The organism is Streptomyces sp. NPDC051320, assembly GCF_040682175.1.
GTDB lineage: Bacteria > Actinomycetota > Actinomycetes > Streptomycetales > Streptomycetaceae > Streptomyces.
On record NZ_JBFBAL010000022.1, the window covers coordinates 18,768 to 43,135 of the forward strand.

Genomic DNA, 24,368 nt, shown 5'->3' on the forward strand with positions numbered 1-24,368 from the left:
GATCGTTCCTTCGGGGAGACGGGGCAGGTGGTGGGGGGTGTAGCTGCCCGCGCGGGACGGCGCGTGGGCAGCAGTTCGGGGGGTGTGGTCGGACGGCGTAGAGCTGCTCGATGACGTCGCCTTCATGGGCGGCTGTCGAGGACGCCCTCCGTTGTGGTGACGAGGTAGTTGCCGAGCATGAGGTAGTCGATCTCTGTGCCGAGGAAGCAGTTCAGGGCGTCGGTGGGTGTGCAGACGATGGGTTCGCCCGCGACGTTGAAGGAGGTGTTGAGCAGGCAGGGGACGCCGGTGAGGTCGCTGAAGCAGCGAAGAAGTGCTGCGAGGCGGGGCGTGTGGTGGTCGGTGATGGTCTGGATGCGGGAGGTCCCGTCGACGTGGGTGGCGCCGGGGATGACGTCGCGGAACTCCGGGCGCACGGGGAAGACGAACGTCATGTAGGGCGAGCGGGTTTTGCGGCCCATGTCGAAGATCTTCGGTGCGTCCTGCTCAAGGACGAGGGGGGCGAACGGACGGAAGGGTTCGCGGTGTTTGACCCTGCTGTTGATGATGTCCTTGATGTCGGGGAAATTCGGGTTCGCGAGGATGCTGCGGTGGCCCAGCGCCCGGGGCCCGTGCTCCATCCGGCCTTCGAACCAGCCGATGACGACCTTCTCGGTGAGCAACTGTGCGACCCGGGAGACGACGTCGTCATCGTCCAGGCGGATCCATGACACGCGGCCGGTGAACTCCCGCAGAGCCTGCTCGATCGCCGGATCGTCGTACTCCGGCCCGAGGTACGGGGTGACCGGCTGCGCAGGCTCCTTCTCCGTGTGCTGCACCCGGCTGAGACTGTCCGGGGGGTTGAGCCAGGCGTGGGCGGCGGCGCCGATGGTGATGCCCGTGTCGCTGGCGCCGAAACTCACGTCCATGTCATCGAACCGTGACCCTTCGAACAGCGGGGTGTTGTTGAGGCAGTTCAGCGCCACACCGCCTTCGAACAGCAGCCGGTTCAGGCCGGTCCTGGCTTCCAGCGCGCGCAGCTGGTGCCGGGTGACGGTGGTCAGCATCTGCTGTGCCGCGGCAGCCGCCCGGGCCTTGTACTCACGGGTGTCTTCGAAGGGACCGAAGTACTCCTCGAACAGGATCTCAAGGCTGCGGTGGCTGTCGGTCGAAAGGGGCCTGCAGAAGGTGTAGCGGCCGTCGGCCCGCAGCTGGACGAAGTGCTCGAGGAACGGGTTCGGTGAGGGAGGCTCGGCGAACCCGGACAGGCCCATGACTTTGTATTCGTCATTGTTGGGCACGAATCCGAGGAACCGGGTGATCGCAGCGAACAGCAGTCCGATCGAGTATTCCGCGCCGATGGACGACTCTTCGAAGGCGCGGATCCGTCCGTCACGGATTTCACCCGTCAGCGACGAGAAAACTTCAGCGCGGCCATCACTGATGAGGAACGCGGCATCCTTCATTCCCGCTATGTAGTAGCCGGTCATCGCGTGGGCGAGGTGGTGCGGAACGAACACCACCTTGTCCGGATCGGGACTGTGGCCGGTACGTGCGGCGAAGTCGGCGATGATCGCGTCAGGACTGACGACTTCACCGACCAGCCTGCTGAGGCTGCGGGTGAGACTCCGCCGCGCCGGGGGCGTCATCGGCGCGTACTCGATGCCGGACAGCATCTGGTTCAGGACCTCGGTGGAGAAGTGCCAGGGGATGGCGATGAGGTCGATGTCGGAGAACTTCAGCCCGGCCTCGTCAAGGCACCATTGCACCGCGTTGACCGGGAAGTCGGTTGTCTTCTTCTGCCGGTTGAGGCGTTCCTCTTCCACGGCGGCGACCAGTTCACCGTCCACCAGCAGCGACGCACCCGCGTCGTGACCGAGGAGGTAGTGCTTTTCGGTACCGACCGAGCCGAAGTGCTCGGCGAAGAATGGTGAGACGCCGGTGAAGCCGTTGCATCCCAAGACGATCATGGCAATTTCCTTGGCTGCTGGTCGGCCACGAGGTCGCGGATGATCTCTCCGACCGCGGGGGCCTGGCAGAGTCCCTGGCCGGAGAATCCCGCCGCGTACAGGAAGGATCGGGAGGGGTCCCGGCCGATGAAGGCGGTGTTGTTCGGGCCGGCGTCGAAGGATCCGCTCCACCCGCGGTGAAGAGCGATGCCGTCGAGCGCCGGATACGTGGTGCTGAGCCGGCCGGACAGCCGCGTCAGCCAGTCCTCTCGGGACTCGCCCGTCCCCGGGCGGCCCATCCCGACGAGGATGCGGTCCTTCCAGGACCGGATCCGTAGCCCGGAGGAGGCGTGCAGGGTCATCGGCAGGTCGGCGGGGACGCCGGCGGCCGGGTCGGTCAGCAGCAGCTCGATGGGATACGTGGTCACGGGCAGGTCGACACCGGCCATGTCGGCGACCGTCCTGGACCAGGGACCGGCCGCGCAGACGACGGTGTCGGCGTGGATGCTGCCCGTGGGGGTGTGGACGCGTCCCTCGGGGTCGATGCCGATGACGGGGGTTTCCGTACGCAGAATGGCCCCGGCGTCCTGGGCGGCCGCGCTGTAGCCGCGCACGATGGCGGCGGGATCGCATGCGTAGGCCTCGGGCGAGTAGGCCGCCGCGAGGAGACCGCGTTCGCTGAGCAGCGGGTTGAGCCGTACCGCTTCGGAGGGGGTGATGAGTTCGACGTCCACACCTGCGGCCCGCTGGGCGTCGTGGACGCGCTGGAACTCCTCCACCTGGTGCTCTTCGGTGAACAACACCAGGAAGCCGACGCGTTGCAGCCCGAGGGGAGTTCCGGTGTGCTTGGCGAAGGCGTGATAGGCGCGCATGCTGCGGGCGGCGAGGTTGCCGGTCTCCGGGTCTCCGGGGAAGTAGGTCCGCAGGACGCCCGCGGTGGCGGCGGATGCCCCCGATCCGAGGGTGCCGCGTTCCAGCAGGACGGTGGAGACGCCGGTCTCGGCGAGATGGCAGGCGATGGAGGTACCGATGACTCCGCCGCCGATGACAAGGACGTCTGTGCGCTCGGGAAGCTCGCTCATGCCGGCTGGTCCGCTCCGACAGCGTGCTGCTGGCGCAGGTGGTCCCCGGTGTCCCACGGGTACAGCTGGAGGTTCCACCCGCCCAGGCAGTTGATGTAAAGGGCCAGCTGGCTCACGACGGCGAAGAAGTCGTCGCGGTCGAGCTGGTCGAGGCAGCCGAGGAAGCGCTGGGTGAAGGCCCACAGCTTTTCCAGGCCGCAGTAGCCGAGGAACTCGGCGGGGATCCCGACCGTCAGGCGTGCCATCTGGCGCAGAGAGTCCAGGGGCATCCCACCGGTGACAGCGCGGACCAGGCCTCCGTAGGCGGCGTATCCGAGCGGGCGCGTCTCGCCGTTGACGAACAGCAGGGTGGGGAGGACCGTGTCGAAGGCGCCGGCACCGGAGGGTATGTAGCCGCGGTGCATGTCGCCCAGTTCCGCCGGTTCGGTCAGCCAGATCTGTTCGGTCTCGGCGTGGACGTCGCGGATCAGCTGCCTGGCGTCGATGTCGGCGGCGTCCAGGCGGGGGATGTGGTGGCCGCCCGGTGCGCCCGCCCTGCGGACCTCGGCCAGGATGGTCCTCTTCGTGGAGTAGACCGCGTCCCACACGGCCTTCCCGGCTTCGAGCAGGGCCGGCATGTCGTCGGGGCGTATCCGGCCGACGGGGGAAGCCAGCATGGGCTCGGTCAGTGTGCCGTACTTGATTCCCAGGTGCTGAAGGGCCGAACAGAACACCGTCCCGTCGGGCACCTCACGCCGGTCGATGCGGGTGGAGGCAGGAAGGTGCAGCAGAGAAGGGATCGGCGCCACGTGATACAGGTGATATCCCGCGACCAGCGCATGCCCTTGCAGACTCTGATAGGGAAGTGATTCCCACAGCGCGTCGGCCAGTGCCGTGTTGCGGTCGTCCAGTTCTGCGGTAACGGTGATGCCCAGATCGGGCCAGGCGATCTCGATGTCTCGACCGGACAGAGTTTCCGTCACGGTTTTCCCCCTTGTTCGACAGGACGTCAAGTTCGAGCAGGGCTGCGGAGCGGCGGCGGCTCATGGTGATCGCGGCCATCGCGTCCGCACCGCCCGCGAACGGCGGTGCATCCGCAAGCTGCTTCGCTGCAACTCGTCTCGCTCCGTTGCAACTTGTACGAGTACACAGTCGACCGAGCAGAGTCAGCCAGACATCGAAGGCATGAAAGCGACCACCGGAAACCACGCGATTTCTGTATGTTCCTACAAGGGGCGATCAGGTTGGGGGTGGGATGAAACTCCTAGCACGCCGACTGGGCTCCGCCTCGGCCACCGGGCCCACCCGGACCGAGGCAACCGCGTTCGGCCCCGCTCAGATGCGGTCCCGTTCGAAGGTCCGGAGCAGGTCCGCCGCGACGCTCACCGCGATCGTGGCCGGTTCCTTTCCGGTGATCTCGGTCATTCCGATCGGGGTCCTGATCCGGTCGATGGTGGCGGCGTCGTGGCCGCCCTCGGTGGCCAGGCGTTGCCGGAAGCGCGCCCATTTGGCGGCCGAGCCGATCAATCCGATCGAGCCGAGGTCGGTGGTGCGCAGGGCGGCATCGCACAGTGCGGCGTCCTCGGCGTGATCATGCGTCATGACCAGGGTGTGGGTACCGGGCGCCAGCTCCGCGAGCACCTCCTCCGGGAGCAGCGGTGTGTGGTGCACGTGAATCTGCGCCACCGCGTCGGCGAGCACGTCGAGCCGTTCGTCGGCGAGTATTTCGGCGCGGCTGTCGATCAGGTGCAGATCGAGGTTGTGCCGGGCCAGGATGCGTGCCAGCTCCAGCCCGACGTGCCCGACGCCGAAGATCGCCACCGCCGGGACCACCGGCAGCGGCTCGAGCAGTACGGTCACGGCGCCACCGCAGCATTGCACGCCGTGTCGGTTGGTGACCTTGTCATTGAGGGCGAACTCCATCAGTTCCGGCTCCGGGCCGGGCGTGCCGGTCAGCTCGCGGGCCCGGTCGATCGCGGCGGCCTCGATGTTGCCGCCGCCGATCGAACCCCAGGTCTCGGCTTGTCCCACGACGAGTTTCGCGCCGGCCCGACGGGGCGCGTGGCCGCGCACGGCCGCGACGGTCACCAGCACGCCGGGTTCCCGGCGGGCTCGCAAGCGCGCGACCGCGGCCACCCAGGTCATGTCAGGCATTGCTCAAAGCGCTTGCGCCGACGGGAATCTCGCTGCCCTCGCGAGCATCGCCGTTGCGCTGAACGTCGCCCCTGCGGGCGGCTTCGACGGCCCAGTACACCGCCTCCGGGGTCGCGGGGGAGCCGAGTTCCACGCTGACTCCGGCGGGTCCGAAGGCCGCGGCGGCCTGCCGCAACGCTTCTCGCACCGAGAACGCCAGCATCAGCGGAGGCTCACCCACCGCCTTGGACCCGTACACCGCGCCCTCTTCGGAGGCGTTCTCCAGCAGCGTGACGTTGAACTCCTCGGGCATCTCGGAGAAGCTCGGCAGTTTGTAGGTGCTCGCGGCCTGGGTCAGCAGCCGGCCGCGGTTCGGCCCGTCGCCGGTGTCCCAGCGCAGGTCCTCCAGCGTCAGCCAGCCCGCGCCCTGTACGAAGCCGCCCTCGACCTGCCCGATGTCGATCATCGGGGACAGGCTGTCGCCGACATCGTGCACGATGTCCACCCGGCGGATGCGGTAGGCGCCGGTGAAGCCGTCCACCTCCACCTCGGTCGCGGCGGCACCATGGGCGAAGTACTTGAACGGCGAGCCCCGGAACGTCTTCGCGTCCCAGTGCAGACCCTCGGTCCGGTAGAAGCCGGACGCCGACAACTGGACTCGCTGGAAGTACGCGGTGTGCACCAGGTGGTCCCAGGCCAGCTCCTTGTCGCTGCCCAGGGCGCGCGCGACGCCGTCGACGATGCGCACGTCCGAGGCGTTCGCACCCAGCTGGGAGGCGGCCACCTGCAGCAGCCGCTCGCGCAGCTGCTCGCACGCGTTCTTGACCGCACCACCGTTCAGGTCCGCCCCGGAACTGGCAGCGGTGGCAGAGGTGTTGGGAACCTTGTCGGTGCGCGTCGGGGCCAGCCGCACCTTGTGCAGCGGGATGCCCAGCGTGGTCGCGGCCACCTGCAGCATCTTGGTGTGCAGGCCCTGGCCCATCTCGGTGCCGCCGTGGTTGATCAGGACCGAGCCGTCCTTGTAGATCAGCACCAGCGCCCCGCCCTGGTTGAAGGCGGTGAGGTTGAACGAGATGCCGAACTTGACGCCGGTGATCGCGAGGGCCCGCTTGGTGTTCGGGTGCGCGGCATTGAAGGCGGCGATCTCGCGCTTGCGGTCGGCGATGCCGGCGTCGTCCTGAACCTGCTGCCAGATGGTCGAGATCCGTTCCGGCTGCGTCACCGGCTGTCCGTACGGCGTCGTCTGGCCCTGGCCCGGCTGGTAGAAGTTGCGTTCCCGCAGCTCCATCGGATCCAGGCCGAGCAGCGGAGCGCAGCGACCCAGGATGTCCTCGATCACCAGCATGCCCTGCGGTCCGCCGAACCCGCGGAAGGCGGTGTTGGAGACCGTGTTGGTCTTGGCGATGCGGCCGGCGACGCGTGCGTTGGGAATCCAGTAGGTGTTGTCGATGTGGCACAGCGCACGGGCCAGTACCGGCTCGGAGAGGTCCAGGCTCCAGCCGCCGTCGGCGACCAGGGTGGAGTCCAGGGCCTGAATGCGGCCGTCGGCGTCGAAGCCGATCTTCCACTCGGCGTGGAAGCCGTGCCGCTTGCCGGACATCGTCAGGTCCTGAGTCCGATTGAGCCGGAACCGGACCGGCCGACCGGTCAGCTTGGCGCCGAGCGCGGCGATGGCGGCGAACCCGTGCGGCTGCATCTCCTTGCCGCCGAAGCCGCCGCCCATGCGCAGGCACTGCACGGTCACCTCGTGGCTGTGCAGACCGAGCACGTGCGCGACGATTTCCTGGGTCTCCGAAGGGTGCTGGGTGCTGCTCTGGATGAACACCTGCCCGTTCTCGTCGACATGGGCCAGCGCCGCGTGGGTCTCGAGGTAGAAGTGCTCCTGGCCGGAGAACTGGAACTCGCCGGTGAACACGTGCGCGGAGTCGGCGAAGCCGGCGTCGATGTCGCCGGCCAGCATCACGGGCTGGGCACCGTGGTAACTGCCGGCCGCGATCGCGTCCTGCAGCGTGATCAGGGAGGGCTGTTCCTCGAGTTCCACCTCGACGGCCGCCGCACCGAGCCGGGCCGCTTCGATGGTCTCGCCGAGCACCCAGGCGACCGCGTGGCCGTGGAACATGACCTCGTCCGGGAACAGCGGCTCGTCGTGCTTCATGCCGGCGTCGTTGACGCCGGGCACGTCAGCCTTGGTCAGGACGCGCACCACACCGGGCACGGCGAGCGCGGGCTCGGTGCGCAGCGCGGTGATCCGGCCGTGGGCCTTCATGACCTGGACCGGGTAGGCGTGCAGCACGTCCTTGGTGCGACTGACCAGGTCGTCGGTGTAGAGCGCGGTGCCGGTGACGTGCAGGTTGGCGCTCTCGTGCGGCATCGAGACACCGACGACGGGCATTTCGGGGCGCTGGGACAAATGGCTCATGACGGTACCGCCTCGGTGGTTTCTGCGTGCAGCTTCAGCAGGCTCTGGCCGAGCATCGCGGAGCGGTAGTCGGCGCTGGCGCGGTGATCGTTCATCGGCGTGCCCTGGGCCTGCAGCACCTGGGCCGCGGCCTCGACGGTCTCCGCCGCCCACGGCTTGCCCTCCAGGGCCGCCTCGGCGGCGAGGGCGCGGATCGGGGTGGCGGCCACGCCGCCCAGGCCGATACGTGCCTTGCGGACGATCCCGTCCTCGATGTCGAGCGCGAAGGCGACCGCGACGCTGGAGATGTCGTCGAAGCGCCGCTTGGCGATCTTGTGGAAGGCCGCGACCGGCGACAGCGGCAGCGGGATGCGCACCGCGCGGATCAGCTCACCGGGACGGCGCACGCTCTGCCGGTAGCCGGTGAAGTAGTCCGCCAGCGGGACCTCACGCTCCCCGTCCGCGTCGGCGAGCACCACGGAGGCCTCCAGCGCGAGCAGCACCGGCGGGCTGTCACCGATGGGGGAGCCGGTACCCAGGTTGCCGCCGAGGGTCGCGCTGTTGCGGATGAGCCGGGACGCGAACTGCGGCAGCAGCTCCGCCAGCAGCGGGACACTGCCGTCGATGCGGCGTTCGATCTCGGTGAGCGTCTGCGCCGCCCCGATCTCGATGTAGTCGGATTCGACCCGCAGCTCCCGCAATTCGGGCAGCCGGTCGATGGCGACCACGCAATCCGCCCGGCGGGAACGGATATTCACTTCCACACCCAGGTCGGTGCTGCCGGCGACCACCACCGCGTCGGGCCGATCGCGCAGCAGCCGCACCGCTTCGGCCAGGGTGCTCGGCCGCAGGAACACGCTGCCGTCCCGGGCGTATTCGGTGGCGACCGGTGCCGGCGGGGACTGCTCGCGACGCTGCGCCAACTGGTCGTCCTCGGCGGGCGTACCGACGGCGAACGCGGCATCGCGAATCGGGCGGTAGCCGGTGCAGCGGCACAGGTTTCCGCTCAACGAGTGCAGATCGAAACCGTTCGGACCATGCTCCGAGTCGGTGCTGTCGGCGTCGGTGCTGTCGGCCGACGCCGCGTGCGCGCAGCGGTCGGGCCGGTAGTACTCGGCGGCCATGCTGCAGATGAATCCCGGTGTGCAGTAACCGCATTGCGAACCGCCGCGGACCGCCATCTCCTCCTGCACCGGGTGCAGCGTGGGCGGTGTGCCGGGCTCGCCGGCGGTGGCGAGACCTTCGGAGGTGATGATCTCCTGACCGTCGAGGGCCGCGACCGGAACCAGGCAGGCGTTGACCGCCACCCAGTCAGTGGGCTTGTTCACCCCGGGACGGGCCACCAGGACCGAACACGCGCCGCATTCGCCCTCGGCGCAGCCTTCCTTGCTCCCGGTGAGGCCGCGCTCACGCAGGAAATCCAGCACCGTGGTGTGGGGTGCGGCCGGGGAAATCGGTGCGACCTTCCCATTGACCGTGATCCGCGCCGCTACCATGGGACATCCTCATTTCGGTGCGCGGTGGTTCTGATTGTCCTAGTCGCCATTTCAGGGCTTTCTATTTCGGTGGCGCAGCCTGAGAAAACCGGAGCGCAAATCAACACGCAACGACGTGTCGCAGGCGGTGACAGAGATCGGAAGGTGCCGGGCGGGGCCGCAATCGGGCACGCCGGGAAGAGGGGCTGCTCAGCAGCCGTGCGCTACACGACCCGGAACCCAGGCGGTCCGCCGGGCGAGGCGATGCAGGTCGGAGATGGTGGACATCCGACTTCGCCTCCTTCCAACAGCTCACGAGTCGGTGCGCTCGAAACTAAGTCGCCGTCGGCCCATCGGTCAAGGGAACATACGGAGTTCGGTAGTAGTTTATAGGAAGCTACGACGAACCGATCGATTGCCGGTAAATGTGTCGGCTCATCGCACAAGTGGATATTGAGGCAATAATTCTGGCGGTAAATGTGGTGGGCGAACTGCGACGATACCGTCCGGTATCACCGGAGCCGGCAGGCTCAGGGAGGATCACCGCTGAGTTCGTCAGAAGGCGCACCGGGGTCGAGAAGAAGGTCGGCGAGGTCGGGGCTCACCTCTCCGATGTCGTCCCGCAGACCCTGTTCCGTCCAGATGACCTTGCCCGTCGGGGTGTACCGGGTGCCCCAGCGCTGCGCGAGCTTTGCCACCAGGAACAGCCCGCGGCCACCCTCATCGGTGATCGCCGCCTGGCGCAGGTGCGGGGAAGTGCTGGAACCGTCGGAGACCTCGCAGATCAGGGTGCGGTCACACAGCAGACGTACTCGGACCGGAGGCGTGCCGTACCGGATGGCGTTGGTGATCAGCTCCGACAGGATGAGTTCGGTGGTGAAGGCGATCTCGTCCAGCCCCCAGGCCGCCAGCCGCCTACTGGCATCGGCCCGCACCGGGGCGACCGCCGCCGGGTCGGACGGTACTTCCCACTCGGCCACCTGCCCCGGCCCCAGCAGCCGGGTGCGGGCCACCAGCAGGGCGACGTCGTCGCTGGGCTGCGGCAGGAGGACGGCGTCGACGACCGCCTGGCAGGTCTGCTCCGGGTCCCGCCGCGGGTGCCCGGCGAGTGCTTCCCGCAGCAGGTCCAGGCCCGTGTCGATGTCCCGGTCGCGGTCCTCCACCAGCCCGTCGGTGTAGAGCACCAGTTGGCTGCCCTCGGCCAGGGGCAGCTCGACGGTTTCGTACGGCCGGCCGCTGAGCCCCAGCGGTGGGGAGACGGGTACCTCCGGGAATTCCACCGAGCCGTCCGGATGCACCAGCGCGGGGCCGGGGTGTCCCGCCCGGGCCACGCAGCAGCGGCCGGCCGCCGGGTCGTAAATGGCGTACAGACAGGTCGCCCCGGTCACCCCCGGCCATGCCTCCCCGGCCGCCTCGTCGGCGTCGATCCGGACAACCAGCTCGTCCAGGTACCCCAGGAGTTCGTCGGGCGCCAGGTCCAGGGCCGAGAAGTTGTGCACCGCGGTCCGCAGCCGGCCCATGGTGGCCGCGGCGTGCAGCCCGTGGCCGACCACGTCACCCACCACCAGGGCCACCCGGGCCCCGGGCAGCGGGATGACGTCGAACCAGTCCCCGCCCACCCCGGCCCGCGCGGGCAGATACCGGTGGGCGACCTCCACCGCCGTCTGCGCGGACACACCGCGCGGCAGCAGGCTGCGCTGCAGAGCGACGGCCACGGCGTGCTCCCGGGTGAACCGACGGGCGTTGTCCAGGCACACGGCCGCTCGGGCGGCCAGCTCATCGGCGAAGGTCAGATCGTCCGTATCGAACGGCTGCACGCGCTCCGAGCGCCAGAAGCAGGCCCTGCCCAGCACCGTCCCGCCGGCCCGCAGCGGTACCGCGATCAGCGAATGGATGCCGTGGTCGAGGATCCTCGCCGCGCGCTGGGGGTCGTGCGTTCGCCAGCCGTGCTCGGCGCTCAGGTCAGCGATCAAGGCCCCTCGGTCCGCGGCCGGTCCCTCCGCCTGCCGCGCCGTGGGCAGCGACTGCACCACATCCCCGACCGGGGACACCGGCGCATCGGCCCGCATCCCCCGCAGGGCCACCCGGTGCATCTCCGTGCTCGCCCGCCCCGGCTCCTCGCCCTGCACCACGGCATCGGCCAGGTCGACGGTGACGAGGTCCGCGAACCGGGGCACCGCGACCTCCGCCAGCTCCTCCGCCGTGCGCACCACGTCCAGGGTGGTCCCGATCCGCACTCCCGCTTCGTACAGCAGCGTCAACCGCCCCCGCGCCACCTCGGCCCGCCCGGTCAGCGCCGCGAGTTCGGTGGTGTCCCGCAGCGTCGCCACACACCGTGTCGGCCGGCCCCCGCCGTCGGTCCACCGCACATTGATCCCCAGCAGTCGGTCCCCCGACCGGTGCACCTCATCGCTCGCGGACCGCTGCGAGACGAGCAGTTCGGCCACCCCTGCCGCCAGCCCCAACTCCGCAACGTGTCGCCCCTCCGCGTCCGCCGGCAGCTCCAGCAGCCGCCGTGCCTCGTCGTTGGCCAGCAGCAGCCGCCCGTTCTGGTCGACGATCACCACGCCCTCGCGCACCGCGTGCAGCACTGCGTCGTGGTGCTCGTACATCCGCGTCATCTCCGCCGGCCCCAGCCCGTGGGTCTGCCGCCGCAGCCGCCGCGACACCAGCACCCAGCTGCCCGCCGCCAGCACCAGCGCCGCCGCCGCCGAGCCCAGCAGCACCGGCAGCTGACGGTTCACCGCGTTCTGCACCTCCTCCACCGTGATCCCGACCGACACCAGGCCGACGACCGTGCCGTCGGGCTCGGTGACGGGGACGATCGAGTCCACGGCGAGTCCCCGGCTCCCGGTGAAGGTCCGCGTGAAGGCTCCGTGAGTGATGGCCGACTTGTACGGGCCGAGGACATGCTTGCCGATCAGCTTCGGGTCGGGGTGTGTGTAGCGGATGCCCGTCTTGCTGAAGACCACGACGAAGTCGACGCCGGTCGACTTACGGACCTCCTCGGTATGCGGCTGCAGGGCCGCTGTCGGGTCGGCGCCGGTCACCGCCGCCGCCGTTCCCGGGGCCTGCGCGAAGGCCTCTGCCACATTGAGCGTGTGGTGGCGGGCGTCCAGCGTGCCGTCGCGTCGGGCCTGCAGTACCAGTGCCACCACCGCGGCCGCGATCAGCAGGACCACGACGGCCACCTGCAGGACGAACACCTGACCCGCGACGCTGCGCACACCCAGCGAGGAGAGACGGCCCTGCCGCGAGGAACCGAAAGACGCGTTGCGCTCACCCATGGGCCGGTCCTGCCGATCGTTTCTTCGAGTACGAGCAAAAAGACCAAGAATCAGCCGGAATATCCTCTTACCCAATTTTCCGGAACAGGTCTCGCCCACTTGCCCGTGGCCGGGTAATGGCTGGGGAGCGTTGGCCCGGCACCAGTGTCACGGGCAACGGGCAGTATGCGGTGGCAGCGAGTCATGGGCCGCTCCGGCCGACGAGCAGGAGGCGTGCGGTGTGAAGCAGGCCGTGGCCGCCGCCGCCCTGTCGGGAGCGACCCGGCGAAGGCGGGTGACTACGACCCAACGGAGTCGGGCGGCGCCGCTGCCGTAGCGTGCGGGCATGAACAGTTCTCCGGGAAGCACGCCGCTGGTCATCCACATCGGGCGGGAGGAGCTCGTCATCCGGCGGCGTTATGAGGCCGCCAGTATCGCCAACGACATCCTCATCGCCCTGTGGTTCATCGTCGGCAGCGTGATGTTCTTCTCCGAGCAGTGGACCGTGCCAGGCACCTGGTGTTTTCTGATCGGCAGCATCGAACTGCTGATCCGCCCCGCTATCCGTCTCACCCGCCACCTGCACCTTCAGCGCGTCGCGTCCCGGATACCGGAGGACGGGCCGCGAGTCGCCGGGACTCAGGAGAACCTCCAGGACTACTGACGGGGCGTCAGGCCGCTGGCAAGGCAGGCGCCCGCCGGCCTTCGGCTCACCGGGGAAGCGGGTGGGCCCCGGCCGCCGCAACGCGCCCGCCGACCTCGATCCACCCCTCATCGGCGACACGGGCCACGATGTCGGATCCCTCGCCCTGGCGAATCCGCAGATCACGGCCCAGCTCACCCGCCAGCAGCATCGCGGCCGCGCCGGTCGCCTCGTCCTCGGCAATGGCGTCCCCACGTCGGGGAAAACCACGCGCACGGACCGTGCCCGCGGCCTCATCCACCCACGCCCACGCGTACAGCCAGCCATCGCCCGCAGGTGGAGACGGCAGCGCGTCCACTTCCGCCACGGACGCGAACTTCTGCGTGCGTTTACCCGATACCCATTCCGCCCGGCCGCGGATCCACGTGAACTCTCCATCGACCCAGCTCGCCACATCGCCGGCCTCCGTCCGCAGCACATCGACCGGCACGCCGTGCTCCCGCAGCAGCCAGGCGGTGCCGATCAGCGGATAGCCGGCGAAGGGCAGCCGCACGCTCGGTGTGTAGATGTCCACCTCACCTCGCGCAGCGTCGTCCACGAACACGGTCTCGGAGAATCCCACTCGCCGGGCGACGTCCTGGCGGGCCGCCACAGCGGGCACCGACGTGCCCGCACGTACCACGCCCAGCGGGCTCCCACCGCTTCCGTCAGCACCCACGAAAACACGCACAACGTCAAGGTCGGTCATGGCCGAAGCGAACCACACCCTGGTTCCCGCGCGGTGGGACACCCTTCCTGGTAGGGAACCGGTGTTAGCCTCGTTTCATGAACTCGCAAGGTCTGGCCAACCTCGCGCACCTGCGCCGCGCGAGGGACCTGATCGATCGGGAGTACGCCCGGCCGCTCGACGTGCCGACGATGGCTCGGCCCGCGCTGATGTCGCCGGCGCACTTCTCCCGGCAGTTTCGGGCCGCCTATGGCGAGACTCCTTACCAGTACCTCATGACGCGCCGTATCGAGCGGGCGATGGCCCTGCTGCGCGCGGGTATGAGCGTGACCGACGCCTGCATGGAGGTCGGGTGTACCTCACTCGGCTCGTTCAGCTCGCGGTTCACCGAGATCGTGGGGGAGACACCGAGCGCCTACCGGCTCCGGGAGCACAGCGCCGTGACGGCGATGCCCGCGTGTCTGGCGAAGGTGTGTACGCGGCCGACCCGAGAGGCGCGGCCGCCCCGAGACATACCGCCGGCCCGAGAAGTACCGAGCAGGAATCGAGAAGCAGCCCCGGAGACGGCCGCCTAACGTTGGCCGCATGACCATTGCACTCCAGTACTGCCACATCACCGTCCACGACCCGGACGAGGCGCTCGCCTTCTACCGCGACGCGCTCGGCCTCGAGGTACGCAACGACGTCGCCTCGGGCGAGTACCGCTGGGTGACCCTCGGCAGCCCGACTCAGCCCGGCCTGGAGATCGTGCTGTCGGAGCCGCACGCCGGCCGGTCCAAGGCCGACGGCGATGCCATGCAGGAACTGCTCGTCAAGGGCGTCCTGCCGAACGTCGTCTTCCGTGCCGACGATCTGGACGCGGCCTTCGAGCAGGTCCGGGCCTCCGGCGCCGAGGTCCTCCAGGAGCCCATCGACCAGCCCTGGGGCCCGCGCGACTGCGCGTTCCGCGACCCCTCGGGGAACATGGTGCGGCTCTCGCAGGCGCCGAAGGAGTAGCCGCCCGCACACGTCTGACAGGGCGCTCCGGGCACGGTCCGCTCACACGGGTTTGAGCGGACCGTGCCCGATGTCCATCAGTCCGTGCCGCCAGTCGTGCCTCCGCCCTGGGGGTCGAGGGACGGATCCCGCTGGGCACGGACGATCTCGCAGACCCGTTCCGTCACACGTACATCGTCGGGCGTGACATCGGTGCGGCGCTTGCCGAGGATCTCCAGGACGCGGCGGCCGATGGGTTTCCCGGCGCGGTCGGGGACCTCCTCCGTCTCCTCGCCCGCTGCTTCGACGCTCAGCCACTCCTGCAGTTCGCGCGAGGTCATGTTGACCACCGTGTGGAATTCGTCCCACAGGGTCTCGCTGACGTGTGTGGATGCCGCCATGACGTGCCTCCTCGCAGGTGGGCCCACCGCCCGGGTTTCCGAGCGCCGTGCCAGCAAACGTCAGGACGGCAGGGGTCGCGGCGCCGCCGGGGGCGACGGTCCGACCCGGGGGTGAATGCGCCGCGCTGGGGCGGGAACCCGCAGGTGGAAGCCGTACCCGGAACGCAGGGAGTGGTCATGAGCGACGGCACCATGGGTGACGACGTCTACCAGCCGACAGGGACCAACGAGGAGCAGGAGGACGCGACCCCGCTCGACATGGAGGACGCCCTCGATGAGAACGACTACGACGAGACGCTCGACAAGGGCTTCTCCCCTCCCGAGCGTCCGTTCGGTGTGAACAAGGCCGGCACCACCGCACGGGAACAGCGCGAGGGGGAGAGCCTGGACGAGCGGCTGTCCGAGGAGGTCCCCGACGCGGCGGAGTCGGCCGACGACACCGGCGACGGTCTCGGCGACGCCCCCGACACCGACGGAGAACTCGTGGACACCGAGGCGGGGGCGGAACGGTCCGGCCGCCTCCTGGCGCCCGACCAGGGCATCGAACGACCGATCCACGACGACGTGGAGGGACAGGACGTGGGCATCGACGGTGCCGCCGCGTCGGCGGAGGAGGCGGCCGTCCATGTCGTCGACGATCCTGAGCAGCCGCCCGAGCGGTCGGTCTGAAGGACGGGCCGCGACCGGGGAGCCGGGGGACCGAGCCGATGCGTGAAGAGATGCTCGCCGTTTACGTTGACGGCCCCGGGCCGGTGGAAGCCGTCGAGTACGGCCGGTTGCCGGTGCCGGTGATCGGGCCGACGGACGTGCTGGTGCGGGTCCGGGCGGTGGCCGCCAATCCGGTGGACACCTTTGTCCGCTCGGGCGCCTACCCGACCGCGATGCCCAGACCGTTCGTCATCGGCCGCGACCTGGTGGGCGAGGTGGCCGACACGGGGCCGGGTGCCGCCAGGTTCGCGCCGGGGCAGCGGGTGTGGTGCAACAGCCTCGGCCACCACGGACGTCAGGGCTCCTTCGCGGAGTACGCCGCAGTGGCCGCCGACCGCCTGTACGCGGCCCCCGATGACATCGATCCGCTCGATCTGGTCGCGGCGGCGCACCCGGCGGCATCCGCCTGGCTGGCGCTCTTCAGACACGGTCGGTTGCGTTACGGCGACCGCCTCTACGTCGGTGGCGGGGCGGGCAACGTGGGCTCCGCGGCCGTCGCCCTGGCCGCGGCCGCCGGCGCCACGGTGGTGGCCACCGCCCGCCGCGACGACCATGACCGGATCCGGGCGCTGGGCGCCGCCCACGTGCTCGACTACCGCAGCGAACAGCTCGGCGAACAGCTGGCGGAGTGCTCGCCCGGCGGCTTCGACGTGTACCTGGACACGTCCGGGCACGACGATGTGGCGGCCGCGATCGGCCTGCTCGGCCTCGGCGGACGGCTGATCGCCATGGTCGGCCTCGAGCAGACGCCCGCCCTGCCCCTGGGACGCCTCTACACCCGTGACGGGAGCATCGTGGGTTTCGCCATCAGCAACGCCACCCCGACCGACCTGGCCGAGGCCGCTGACGGTGTCGTCCGCCTGCTGCGCACCACCACCTGGCGCCCCGTCATCACTCAGCGGCTTCCGCTCGCCCGGGGTGCTCATGCGCACCGCCTGCTGGAGAGCGGACAGGTACACGGTCGTTTGGTCCTGGAAACGTGGACGGCCGTAGCTCTTTGAGGCGGCTGCGCAACAACAGCGTGTCCAGGGCCCAGAGTCCGGGTCCGGCGATGGCTATGAGCAGGAAGGTCCAGCAGAACAGCGCGGGTAACTCGCCCGCGTTCTGAATCGGCAGGAGCGCTCTGTGCTGGTGGACGTCGAAGTACGCGAAGGCCATGGAGCCGGAGCACAGCAGGGCCGCCGGACGGGTGGCCAGCCCCAGGGTGACCGAGGCGCCGCCGACGAGCTGGATGAGGCCGGCCCACCATCCGGGCCAGGTTCCGACGGGGGCGGCGCCGCCGGAGCCGAAGTTTCCGCCCAGGACGCCGAACACGGTCGCTGCGCCATGGCAGACGAACAGCGCCCCGACGACGATCCGGAAGAGTGAAAGGACGTGCGGCCAGAGTTTCTCCTGCATAACGACTGATTCCTCCGTCACCTGGTGACGAGACATTCGAACGGTGTCGCCACTGGTCTCGACCAGCTTGGTCTGGACCATACCGTTGGACGTGTCCGCGTCAAGGGGCGGAATCATTTACGCGACGTTCACCAGCTGATTCCGGCCGCCACCTGCAGATGGTCGCTGCCGGTGGCCGGCAGCACCCACGAGCTCTCCGGCTACACGCTCCTGACCAGGATCTGGTCGATCCGTGCCACCGGGAACCCGGCCGGTCGGCTGAAGCCGAAGCCGTCCCCGGCCGCGTCCTGGGCCGAGCGCAGCCGCCCCGAGCGGATCCGCGGTCGGGCCGGCGACCTCCTGCCGGCTCACTGCCTGCGGGGCCACAACGTCGGGGGCAACACCTCGAACGCCGTGCGGCGAGGCGTGTACTTCCGGGTGAAGCGGACCGGACACGACGAACGATGGCGCGCGTTTCTCCGGGACCCGTGGCTGGATTACGACGCGGTTCGCGCGTTGTGGGCCTGACGCACGGTCGCGGAGGCGCCGGGCGGCCGGTGCGGTCAGTAGTCGCCGGTGGCGAGTGAGATCTCGGTGGACTTGATCAGTGCGACCACCGGCGTACCGACGGAAAGGTCCAGCTCGGTGGCCGCGTCCGCGGTGATGGCCGCCGTCAGTTCGCCGCCGTCGACGGTGACCTTGACGCCGGCCATGGCCCCGCCGGTGGTGACCGCGGCGACCGTGCCGGGGATCCGGTTGCGGATGCTCACGCCGGTGACCGGGCCGACCGCCAGTGAGACCTCGGTGGACTTGACCAGGACGCGCACCAGCGAACCCTCCGCGAGGCCCAGCTCCCGCACCGCCTCCAGGGTGATCGCTGCGGTGACCTCCTGACCGCCGTTGAGACGGACCTTGACGGCCGCCATCACCTCTCCGGGCGTGACGTCGGTGACGGTGCCCAGTAGCTGGTTGCGGATGCTCAGAGTCATGGGCGAATGCCTCACATGCGGGTTCGATTGAAGACGATTTTTAACGTCCCTCGCACTGTAATCGTGCCTGGCCGAATCGCGGGTTGGGGTCTTTCTCCGAGGCGGGTCGCATCCGCCATAGAGGATCGCCCGATGAATTGCAAATGCGAGCTGAACGGGCCTATCTTGTCGCACATGCAGTCCTACACGATCGGCCAGGCGGCACGTCTGCTCGGCATCAGCCCCGACACCGCTCGCCGTTGGGCGGATGCCGGCCGGGTCGCGACCCATCGCGACGAGGCCGGGCGACGACTGATCGACGGCCGCGATCTGGCCGCGTTCTCGATCGAGGTCGGACAGAACGCGGCGGGCGAGGAGGAAGCGCCCTACACCTCGGCGCGCAACGCCTTCCCGGGCATCGTGACCGCCGTCAAGCTCGGCGATGTCGCCGCCCAGGTCGAGATCCAGGCCGGGCCGCACCGTTTGGTGTCCCTGCTGACCCGGGAGGCCGTCGAGGAGCTCGGCCTGGAGGTCGGCATGCAGGCCACCGCCCGGGTGAAGTCCACCAGCGTGCACATCGACCGCACGTGAGACGACCGCGCCAGGTGTGGCGCGGCCGGTCCCATCCCTCGGGCGCCCCTGCCGCCCGCTCCCCAAGGAGCCCGTGTCCCCATGCATCCCACCCTCACCCGGCGCCGTACCGCCGCCGCGATCGTGACCGCGGCGCTGTTGCTGCCGCTCGCGGCCTGCGGCAGTGACGACAAGAAGGACAGCGCCGCCGGGTCCGACAGCTCCGGCAGCAGCGCTCCGAAGGCCGATCTGACGGTCCTCGCCGCGTCTTCGCTCACCGATGTCTTCAAGACCGAGGCCGCCGCGTACGAGAAGCAGCACCCGGGCACGAAGATCCACTTCTCCTTCGCCGGTTCGCAGGAGCTGGCCGCCCAGGTGAAGCAGGGTGCCCCGGCCGACGTGCTGGCCACCGCGGACACCAAGACCATGGACGGGCTGAAGCAGGACACCGGCACGCCCGCCGTCTTCGCCAAGAACCGGCTGGTCATCGCCACCGGGAAGGGCAACCCCGACAAGATCGCCACACTCAAGGACCTGGCCGACACCAAGCTGAAGGTGGTGCTGGCCGCTCCCGAGGTGCCGGTGGGCCGGTACAGCAAGCAGATCCTGGACGCCCAGAAGATCGTCGTGAAGCCGGTCTCCCAGGAGCCGAACGTGCGGGCGGTCCTCAGCAAGGTCGAACTCGGTGAGGCCGACGCCGGCCTCGTCTACAAGACGGACGCGGCCACGGCGCCCGGCAAGGTCGGCACGGTGGCGATTCCCGATGCGCAGAACGCGGTCGCCTCCTACCCGGTGGCGACTCTCAAGACGTCCAAGCACACGGCGGCCGCCGCCTCCTTCGCCAACTGGCTCGCCACCCCGGAAGCGCAGAAGATCCTGCGGGACGCCGGTTTCCAGCAGCCGTAGTCGCCCGTGCAGCTCGCTCCGCGCGCTCAGAACCGAGGGAACCGGATGAGACGCCCCCGCACCCGCATGCCCGGCCGGGGCACGCCCGTCGTGCTGGCCCTGCCCGCGCTGCTGGCGGTGGCGTTTCTGCTGATGCCGCTGATCGGTATCCTCGCCCGGACCTCCTGGAGCGACCTCGGCGCCCATCTGACCAGCCCGGAAGTCCTGCAGGCGCTGCGGCTGTCGCTGCTGGTCTCCTTCTGGGCGCTGGCGCTGTCCCTGGTGCTGGGGGTGCCGCTGGCCTGGCTGCTGGCCAGGGTGGACTTCCCCGGTAAGACGGTCGTGCGGTCTCTGGTGCTGCTGCCGATGGTGCTGCCGCCCACCGTCGGCGGGGTCGCCCTGCTGCTCGGGTTCGGCCGGCGCGGCGTGCTCGGCCCCTGGCTGGAGGACACCTTCGGGATCACGCTGCCCTTCCACACCTCGGGCGCCGTGGTGGCCGCGACCTTCGTCGCGATGCCGTTCCTGATCATCAGCCTGGAGGGCACCCTCGCCGGCCTGCGCCCCCGTTACGAGGAGACGGCCGCATCGCTCGGTGCCTCCCCGGTGCGGGTGTTCCTCACCGTGACACTGCCCATGGTCGCCCCCGGACTCGTCGCGGGTGCCGCGCTGACCTGGGCGCGGGCACTCGGTGAGTTCGGGGCCACGATCACCTTCGCCGGGAACCTTCCGGGCACCACCCAGACGCTGCCGCTGCAGGTGTATCTGCTGCTCCAGGACTCCCCGGAGGCCGCGACGTCCGTATCGCTGCTGCTGCTGGTCATCGCGATGGCGGTGCTCATCGGCCTGCGCGGGCGCTGGACCGGCGGCACGGCCGAGCGTCGTACCCAGCGCCTGGAGCCGCCCGCGGAGGACGGAGCGCAGGGAGTCCCTTTCACACCTGCGGAGACCGACGCGCCGAAGTCCCCGGCGCAGCAGGAACGTTGGGCGCTGCATGCCGATGTCACCGGTTTCACCCGGCTGACCCTGGATGCCGAACCCGGCACCACCATCGCCGTCGTCGGCCCCAACGGCGCGGGCAAGACCACCCTGTTGCGCGCCCTGCTCGGTCTGACCCCGCGCGCCCACGCCGCGCTGCGTCTCGGCGATCTGGACGTCACCGCGCTGCCGCCGCACCGCCGCTCGGTCGCCTGGGTCCCGCAGGACGGTGCGCTCTTTCCGCATTTGAGCGCGCTGACCAATACGGCGTACGGACTACGGGCTCACGGCGTCCCGCGAGCCGAGGCCCGCCGGGAGGCCGGGCGGTGGCTGGCCCGGCTCGGTGTCGGGCACCTGGCCGCCCGTAAACCCTCCCAGCTGTCCGGTGGTCAGGCGCAGCGGGTCGCGCTGGCCAGGGCGCTGGCCGCCAGGCCCCGGCTGCTGCTGCTCGACGAACCACTGGCCGCACTCGACCAGACCACCCGGGCCCAGGTGCGGCACACTCTGCGCAGCCATCTGAGTGGCTTCGGCGGCGTCTGCCTGATCGTCACCCATGACCCGGTCGAGGCGGTCTCGCTGGCCGACCGGGTGCTGGTGCTCGACGACGGACGGATGCTGCAGGACGCCGCACCCGCCGAGGTCACCCGGCATCCGCGGTCGCCCTGGGTGGCCCGGATGCTGGGCCGTAACGCCTGGCCGGGGCGCGCCGCGCCGGAGGGACTGGCGCTCCCCGGCGGCGGCCGGCTGATCGTGGCCGACCACCTCGCCGCCGGCACCGATGCGCTGGCGATCATCGCGCCGGAGGCGGTCGCCGTGCACCGCGACCGGCCGGCCGGCAGTCCGCGTAACGTCTGGCCGGGCACGGTGCGCGAGATCACCTCGGCGGGCAGCCGGCTGCGCGTGCTGATCGCCTCCGACCGGGTGCCGGATCTGGTCGCCGAGATCACCCCGCAGGCCGCCGCCGAACTCGGCCTGGCGGACGGCGTTTCGGTATGGACCAGCGTGAAGGCCACGGAGATCACGCTGGTCGGCCTCTGAGCCGGGACGGTTAGGTGTACGAGGAAACCGGTTAGCATCCCGTGTGACCCAGACAAGCCCGCCTCAGGATCCGCCCCACGATCCGGCCCAGGACCAGCCGCAGGAACCGGCCCAGGACCGGCCGCAGGAACCGGCCCAGGACCGGCCGATACGGCGGCGGATACTCGCCGACCTCACCCCGTTGCGTACGTCCCCCGATTTCCGGCGGCTCTGGTTCGGCAACACCGTCTCCTGGATCGGCCAGGGCATGACCGCCCTGGCGATCTCCCTCCAGGTGTACGACGTGACCCGCTCCAGCTTCGCGGTCGGGCTCGTCGGGCTCTTCTCCCTGGTGCCGCTGGTCGCTTTCGGGCTCTATGGCGGCGCCATCGCCGACACCCTCGACCGGCGGAAGCTGGGGCTCTGGAGCGCCGTCGGATCGGCGGTGCTGTCGGCCGGACTCTCGGCAGCGGCGTTCGCCGGATTCCACCATGTCTGGTTCCTGTACGGCATCGTGGCGCTGCAGTCGGTCTGCGCGGCGCTCAACTCACCGGCCAGATCGGCGATGATGCCCCGGCTGGTGCCGGCCGAACAGCTGCCGGCGGCCAACGCGCTGAGCTCGATGACCGGGACGGCCGGGATGCTGCTGGGCCCGATGCTCGGTGGACTGATCGTCGGGTTCCGCGGCTACCAGGCCGCGTACCTGGTCGACGCGCTCTCCTTCCTGGCCGCGCTCTACGCGATGTGGCGGCTGCCCTCGATGCTTCCCGACCGGGCGGCGGGGGCGAAGCGCCGGGCCTCGGTCCTCGACGGGCTACGCTTTCTGGCCACCCGGCCGAACCTGCGGATGACGTTCTTCTCCGACTTCTGCGCCATGATCCTCGCGCAGCCCCGGGCGCTCTTTCCGGCGGTGGCCCTGCTCTGGTATGGCGGGGACGCCACGACGACCGGACTGCTGGTCGCGGCGCCCGCGGTGGGCGCCCTGCTCGGCGGGGTGTTCTCCGGCTGGCTGAGCGGTGTCCGGCGGCACGGCCTCGCCATCGTGTACGCCGTCGCCGGATGGGGGCTGGCGGTTGCGGTGTTCGGGCTGACCAGGAACCTCTGGCTGGGGCTGTTCTTCCTCGCACTCGCCGGCGCGGCGGACACCGTGTCGATGGTGTTCCGCAACACGATGATGCAGGTGGCCGCCCCCGACGAGATGCGCGGCAGGCTGCAGGGCGTCTTCATCGTGGTGGTCGCCGGCGGCCCGCGTCTCGGTGACTTCATCGCCGGATCGGCGGGCGATCTGTGGACTCCGTCCGTCGCCGTGGTCGGCGGCGGCGTCGCCTGTGTGCTGGCCGTCGGCCTGCTGGGTTTCGTGGGGCGGCGGACCTTCCTGCGGTACGACGCGCGGTCACCGCAGCCGTAGCAGGGGCCGCCGCCGTAGCCGTCACGCGCCGTCGGACAACGAGCGCTTCATGATCTTCCCCATCTCGTTGCGGGGCAGCGCCGGCAGGTACCGGACGGCGCGTGGGCGCTTGTGCGGGGACAGCCTGCGGGCCACATGGTCCGCGAGTTCCGCCGCTCCGGGCGGAGCAGCGGGGTCATCGGGGACGATCCAGGCGACGATCCGTTCCCCCAGATCGGGGTCGGCCTCACCGGTGACGGCGGCCTCGCTCACCCCCGGGAACTCCAGGAGGGTGTTCTCGATCTCGCCCGCGCCGATCTTGTAACCGCCGCTCTTGATCAGGTCGGTGGCCTTGCGGCCGACGATGCGGATCTGCCCGTCCTCGTCGACGCCCGCCAGGTCGCCGGTACGGAACCAGTCGCCGTCGAAAGCGGCCGCCGTCGCGTCCGGCCGGTTCAGGTATCCGAGGAAGAGGTTCGGGCCACGCACCTGGATCTCACCGATGCCGTCGGCCTCGTCGACCAGCCGCAGCTCCACCCCGCGCAGCGGCACACCGACCGTGCCGGGCCGGGGCCCGCCGTCCGCCGGTGCGGCCGCCGGCAGGACCGAACACAGCATGAGGGTCTCCGTCATGCCGTACCGCTCGACGACCTGGCACCCGGTCGCCGCGGTGATCCGTTCGTGGTCGTGCACGGGAAGCGCCGCCGACCCGGAGACCAGCAGCCGGGCCCGCGCCAGCGCCCCGGCCAACTCCTGGTCCTTTTCGAGCACTTCGGCAATGCGGTGGTACATGGTGGGGACGCCGAACAGCATGGTGGCCCCCGCCAGCAGTTCCCGGGTGACCCCCTCCGTGGTGAACCGGCCCAGATGGCGTACGGATCCGCCGCGCCGCAGTGGTCCGAGGACGCCGAGGATCAGCCCGTGTACGTGGAACAGCGGCAGGGCGTGGACCAGTACGTCGTCCGCCGTCCACCGCCAGGCCTCCGCCAGCGCGTCCAGCGTCGACGCGATGGCCCGGCGCGGCACCACGGCGCCCTTCGGCGGCCCGGTGGTGCCCGAGGTGTAGACGATCAGCGCGGCTGACTCGGGGGACGGCTCGGCGGGCAGCGCGGACGCGGCTCCGGTGAGCGGTACGTCGACACGGCTGATCCCGGCGAGCCCCGCCGGCAGTTGATCGCCCGCCCCGGCCAGCACCACGGACGGCGCACTGTCCGACACGATGTGCGCCAGCTCCCGCTCCCCGGTCTTCGGGTTCAGCGGTACGGCGGCGACCCCGGCCAGCAGCGCGGCCACCACGGCGACGGCGGTCTCCGGTGTGGGCGTCGCCCAGATCGCGACGCGCCCGGCGCCGGCGATCCGGGAGGCCAGCGTCCCGGCGGCCGCGGCCAGTTCGGCGTAGGTCAGCGCGCCGTCGGTGAACCGCACGGCCTCCCGGCCGGACGCGGCGTGCAGGGCAGGCAGCAGAACGGTCATG

22 protein-coding genes are annotated in these 24,368 nt (G+C 70.1%); 10 read left to right on the forward strand and 12 right to left on the reverse strand.

Going from position 1 to position 24,368, the window contains the following annotated elements; genetic code table 11:
• Positions 1–122: 122 nt before the first annotated feature.
• From AB0M87_RS31165 to AB0M87_RS31195, 7 genes are all read right to left on the reverse strand, one after another.
• Complete coding sequence (locus AB0M87_RS31165; protein WP_365858928.1) at positions 123–1,949, reverse strand: carbamoyltransferase C-terminal domain-containing protein; 1,827 nt, start codon at positions 1,947–1,949, stop codon at positions 123–125.
• A complete protein-coding gene (locus AB0M87_RS31170) occupies positions 1,946–3,010 on the reverse strand; it encodes an FAD-dependent oxidoreductase (protein WP_365858930.1) in 1,065 nt (354 codons plus the stop codon). Before AB0M87_RS31170 ends, AB0M87_RS31165 begins: the two co-directional genes overlap by 4 nt.
• Positions 3,007–3,972 carry a hypothetical protein gene (locus tag AB0M87_RS31175; RefSeq protein WP_365858932.1) on the reverse strand — a complete coding sequence of 322 codons (966 nt, stop codon included), beginning with the start codon at positions 3,970–3,972 and terminating at the stop codon, positions 3,007–3,009. The genes AB0M87_RS31170 and AB0M87_RS31175 overlap by 4 nt, the downstream gene beginning before the upstream one ends.
• 352 nt (positions 3,973–4,324) lie before the next feature.
• Positions 4,325–5,134, reverse strand: coding sequence for a xanthine dehydrogenase accessory protein XdhC (gene xdhC, locus AB0M87_RS31180; RefSeq protein ID WP_365859011.1), 810 nt, complete (start codon positions 5,132–5,134; stop codon positions 4,325–4,327).
• 1 nt (position 5,135) lies between these two features.
• Entirely contained in the window at positions 5,136–7,541 is a 2,406-nt protein-coding gene (gene xdhB, locus AB0M87_RS31185; protein WP_365858934.1) for a xanthine dehydrogenase molybdopterin binding subunit, read from the reverse strand.
• Entirely contained in the window at positions 7,538–9,016 is a 1,479-nt protein-coding gene (locus AB0M87_RS31190) for an FAD binding domain-containing protein (RefSeq protein ID WP_365858936.1), read from the reverse strand. The genes xdhB and AB0M87_RS31190 overlap by 4 nt, the downstream gene beginning before the upstream one ends.
• A 509-nt stretch (positions 9,017–9,525) precedes the next feature.
• Positions 9,526–12,282 (reverse strand): SpoIIE family protein phosphatase, encoded by a 2,757-nt coding sequence (locus tag AB0M87_RS31195; RefSeq protein WP_365858938.1) that lies wholly within the window; start codon positions 12,280–12,282, stop codon positions 9,526–9,528.
• A gap of 325 nt (positions 12,283–12,607) precedes the next feature.
• Between AB0M87_RS31195 and AB0M87_RS31200 the strand changes: the two genes are divergently transcribed.
• On the forward strand, positions 12,608–12,925 hold the full coding sequence (locus AB0M87_RS31200; RefSeq protein ID WP_365858940.1) for a YrhK family protein: 318 nt from the start codon (positions 12,608–12,610) through the stop codon (positions 12,923–12,925).
• A gap of 46 nt (positions 12,926–12,971) precedes the next feature.
• Here AB0M87_RS31200 and AB0M87_RS31205 read toward each other — a convergent pair whose 3' ends face one another.
• Positions 12,972–13,652, reverse strand: coding sequence for a PhzF family phenazine biosynthesis protein (locus AB0M87_RS31205; protein WP_365858942.1), 681 nt, complete (start codon positions 13,650–13,652; stop codon positions 12,972–12,974).
• A 77-nt stretch (positions 13,653–13,729) separates the two neighbouring features.
• Here AB0M87_RS31205 and AB0M87_RS31210 point away from each other — a divergent pair, with 77 nt between their 5' ends.
• Complete coding sequence (locus AB0M87_RS31210; protein ID WP_365858944.1) at positions 13,730–14,206, forward strand: helix-turn-helix transcriptional regulator; 477 nt, start codon at positions 13,730–13,732, stop codon at positions 14,204–14,206.
• Positions 14,207–14,216: 10 nt separating this feature from the next.
• A complete protein-coding gene (locus tag AB0M87_RS31215; protein ID WP_365858946.1) occupies positions 14,217–14,627 on the forward strand; it encodes a VOC family protein in 411 nt (136 codons plus the stop codon).
• Positions 14,628–14,704: 77 nt separating this feature from the next.
• Here the strand turns inward: AB0M87_RS31215 and AB0M87_RS31220 are convergent, their stop codons facing one another.
• Positions 14,705–15,007, reverse strand: coding sequence for a DUF3140 domain-containing protein (locus tag AB0M87_RS31220; protein WP_365858948.1), 303 nt, complete (start codon positions 15,005–15,007; stop codon positions 14,705–14,707).
• A gap of 177 nt (positions 15,008–15,184) precedes the next feature.
• Here AB0M87_RS31220 and AB0M87_RS31225 point away from each other — a divergent pair, with 177 nt between their 5' ends.
• Both AB0M87_RS31225 and AB0M87_RS31230 read left to right on the forward strand, forming a co-directional pair.
• Positions 15,185–15,676 (forward strand): DUF5709 domain-containing protein, encoded by a 492-nt coding sequence (locus tag AB0M87_RS31225; RefSeq protein ID WP_365858950.1) that lies wholly within the window; start codon positions 15,185–15,187, stop codon positions 15,674–15,676.
• A 50-nt stretch (positions 15,677–15,726) separates the two neighbouring features.
• Positions 15,727–16,716, forward strand: a complete 990-nt coding sequence (locus AB0M87_RS31230; RefSeq protein ID WP_365859013.1) for an NADPH:quinone reductase — start codon at positions 15,727–15,729, stop codon at positions 16,714–16,716.
• Here the strand turns inward: AB0M87_RS31230 and AB0M87_RS31235 are convergent.
• A complete protein-coding gene (locus AB0M87_RS31235) occupies positions 16,607–17,113 on the reverse strand; it encodes a DoxX family protein (RefSeq protein ID WP_365859015.1) in 507 nt (168 codons plus the stop codon). The two genes, AB0M87_RS31230 and AB0M87_RS31235, sit on opposite strands and share 110 nt — an antisense overlap.
• 171 nt (positions 17,114–17,284) lie before the next feature.
• On the opposite strand from AB0M87_RS31235, the gene AB0M87_RS31240 reads away from it, so the two are divergent.
• A complete protein-coding gene (locus AB0M87_RS31240) occupies positions 17,285–17,620 on the forward strand; it encodes a hypothetical protein (protein WP_365859023.1) in 336 nt (111 codons plus the stop codon).
• A gap of 35 nt (positions 17,621–17,655) precedes the next feature.
• Here AB0M87_RS31240 and AB0M87_RS31245 read toward each other — a convergent pair whose 3' ends face one another.
• Complete coding sequence (locus tag AB0M87_RS31245) at positions 17,656–18,081, reverse strand: TOBE domain-containing protein (RefSeq protein ID WP_365858952.1); 426 nt, start codon at positions 18,079–18,081, stop codon at positions 17,656–17,658.
• Between the two features lie 174 nt (positions 18,082–18,255).
• Between AB0M87_RS31245 and AB0M87_RS31250 the strand changes: the two genes are divergently transcribed.
• The 4 genes from AB0M87_RS31250 to AB0M87_RS31265 all read left to right on the forward strand — a co-directional run bounded on the left by AB0M87_RS31250 (position 18,256) and on the right by AB0M87_RS31265 (position 22,915).
• Positions 18,256–18,651: a helix-turn-helix transcriptional regulator gene (locus tag AB0M87_RS31250; protein WP_365858954.1), complete on the forward strand. Its 396-nt coding sequence runs from the start codon at positions 18,256–18,258 to the stop codon at positions 18,649–18,651.
• Positions 18,652–18,732: 81 nt separating this feature from the next.
• A complete protein-coding gene (gene modA / locus AB0M87_RS31255; protein WP_365858956.1) occupies positions 18,733–19,536 on the forward strand; it encodes a molybdate ABC transporter substrate-binding protein in 804 nt (267 codons plus the stop codon).
• 45 nt (positions 19,537–19,581) lie between these two features.
• Entirely contained in the window at positions 19,582–21,528 is a 1,947-nt protein-coding gene (locus AB0M87_RS31260) for an ABC transporter permease (protein ID WP_365858958.1), read from the forward strand.
• Between the two features lie 148 nt (positions 21,529–21,676).
• Complete coding sequence (locus tag AB0M87_RS31265; protein ID WP_365859017.1) at positions 21,677–22,915, forward strand: MFS transporter; 1,239 nt, start codon at positions 21,677–21,679, stop codon at positions 22,913–22,915.
• Between the two features lie 21 nt (positions 22,916–22,936).
• Here AB0M87_RS31265 and AB0M87_RS31270 read toward each other — a convergent pair whose 3' ends face one another.
• Complete coding sequence (locus AB0M87_RS31270) at positions 22,937–24,367, reverse strand: acyl-CoA synthetase (protein ID WP_365858960.1); 1,431 nt, start codon at positions 24,365–24,367, stop codon at positions 22,937–22,939.
• Between the last annotated feature and the right edge of the window lies 1 nt (position 24,368).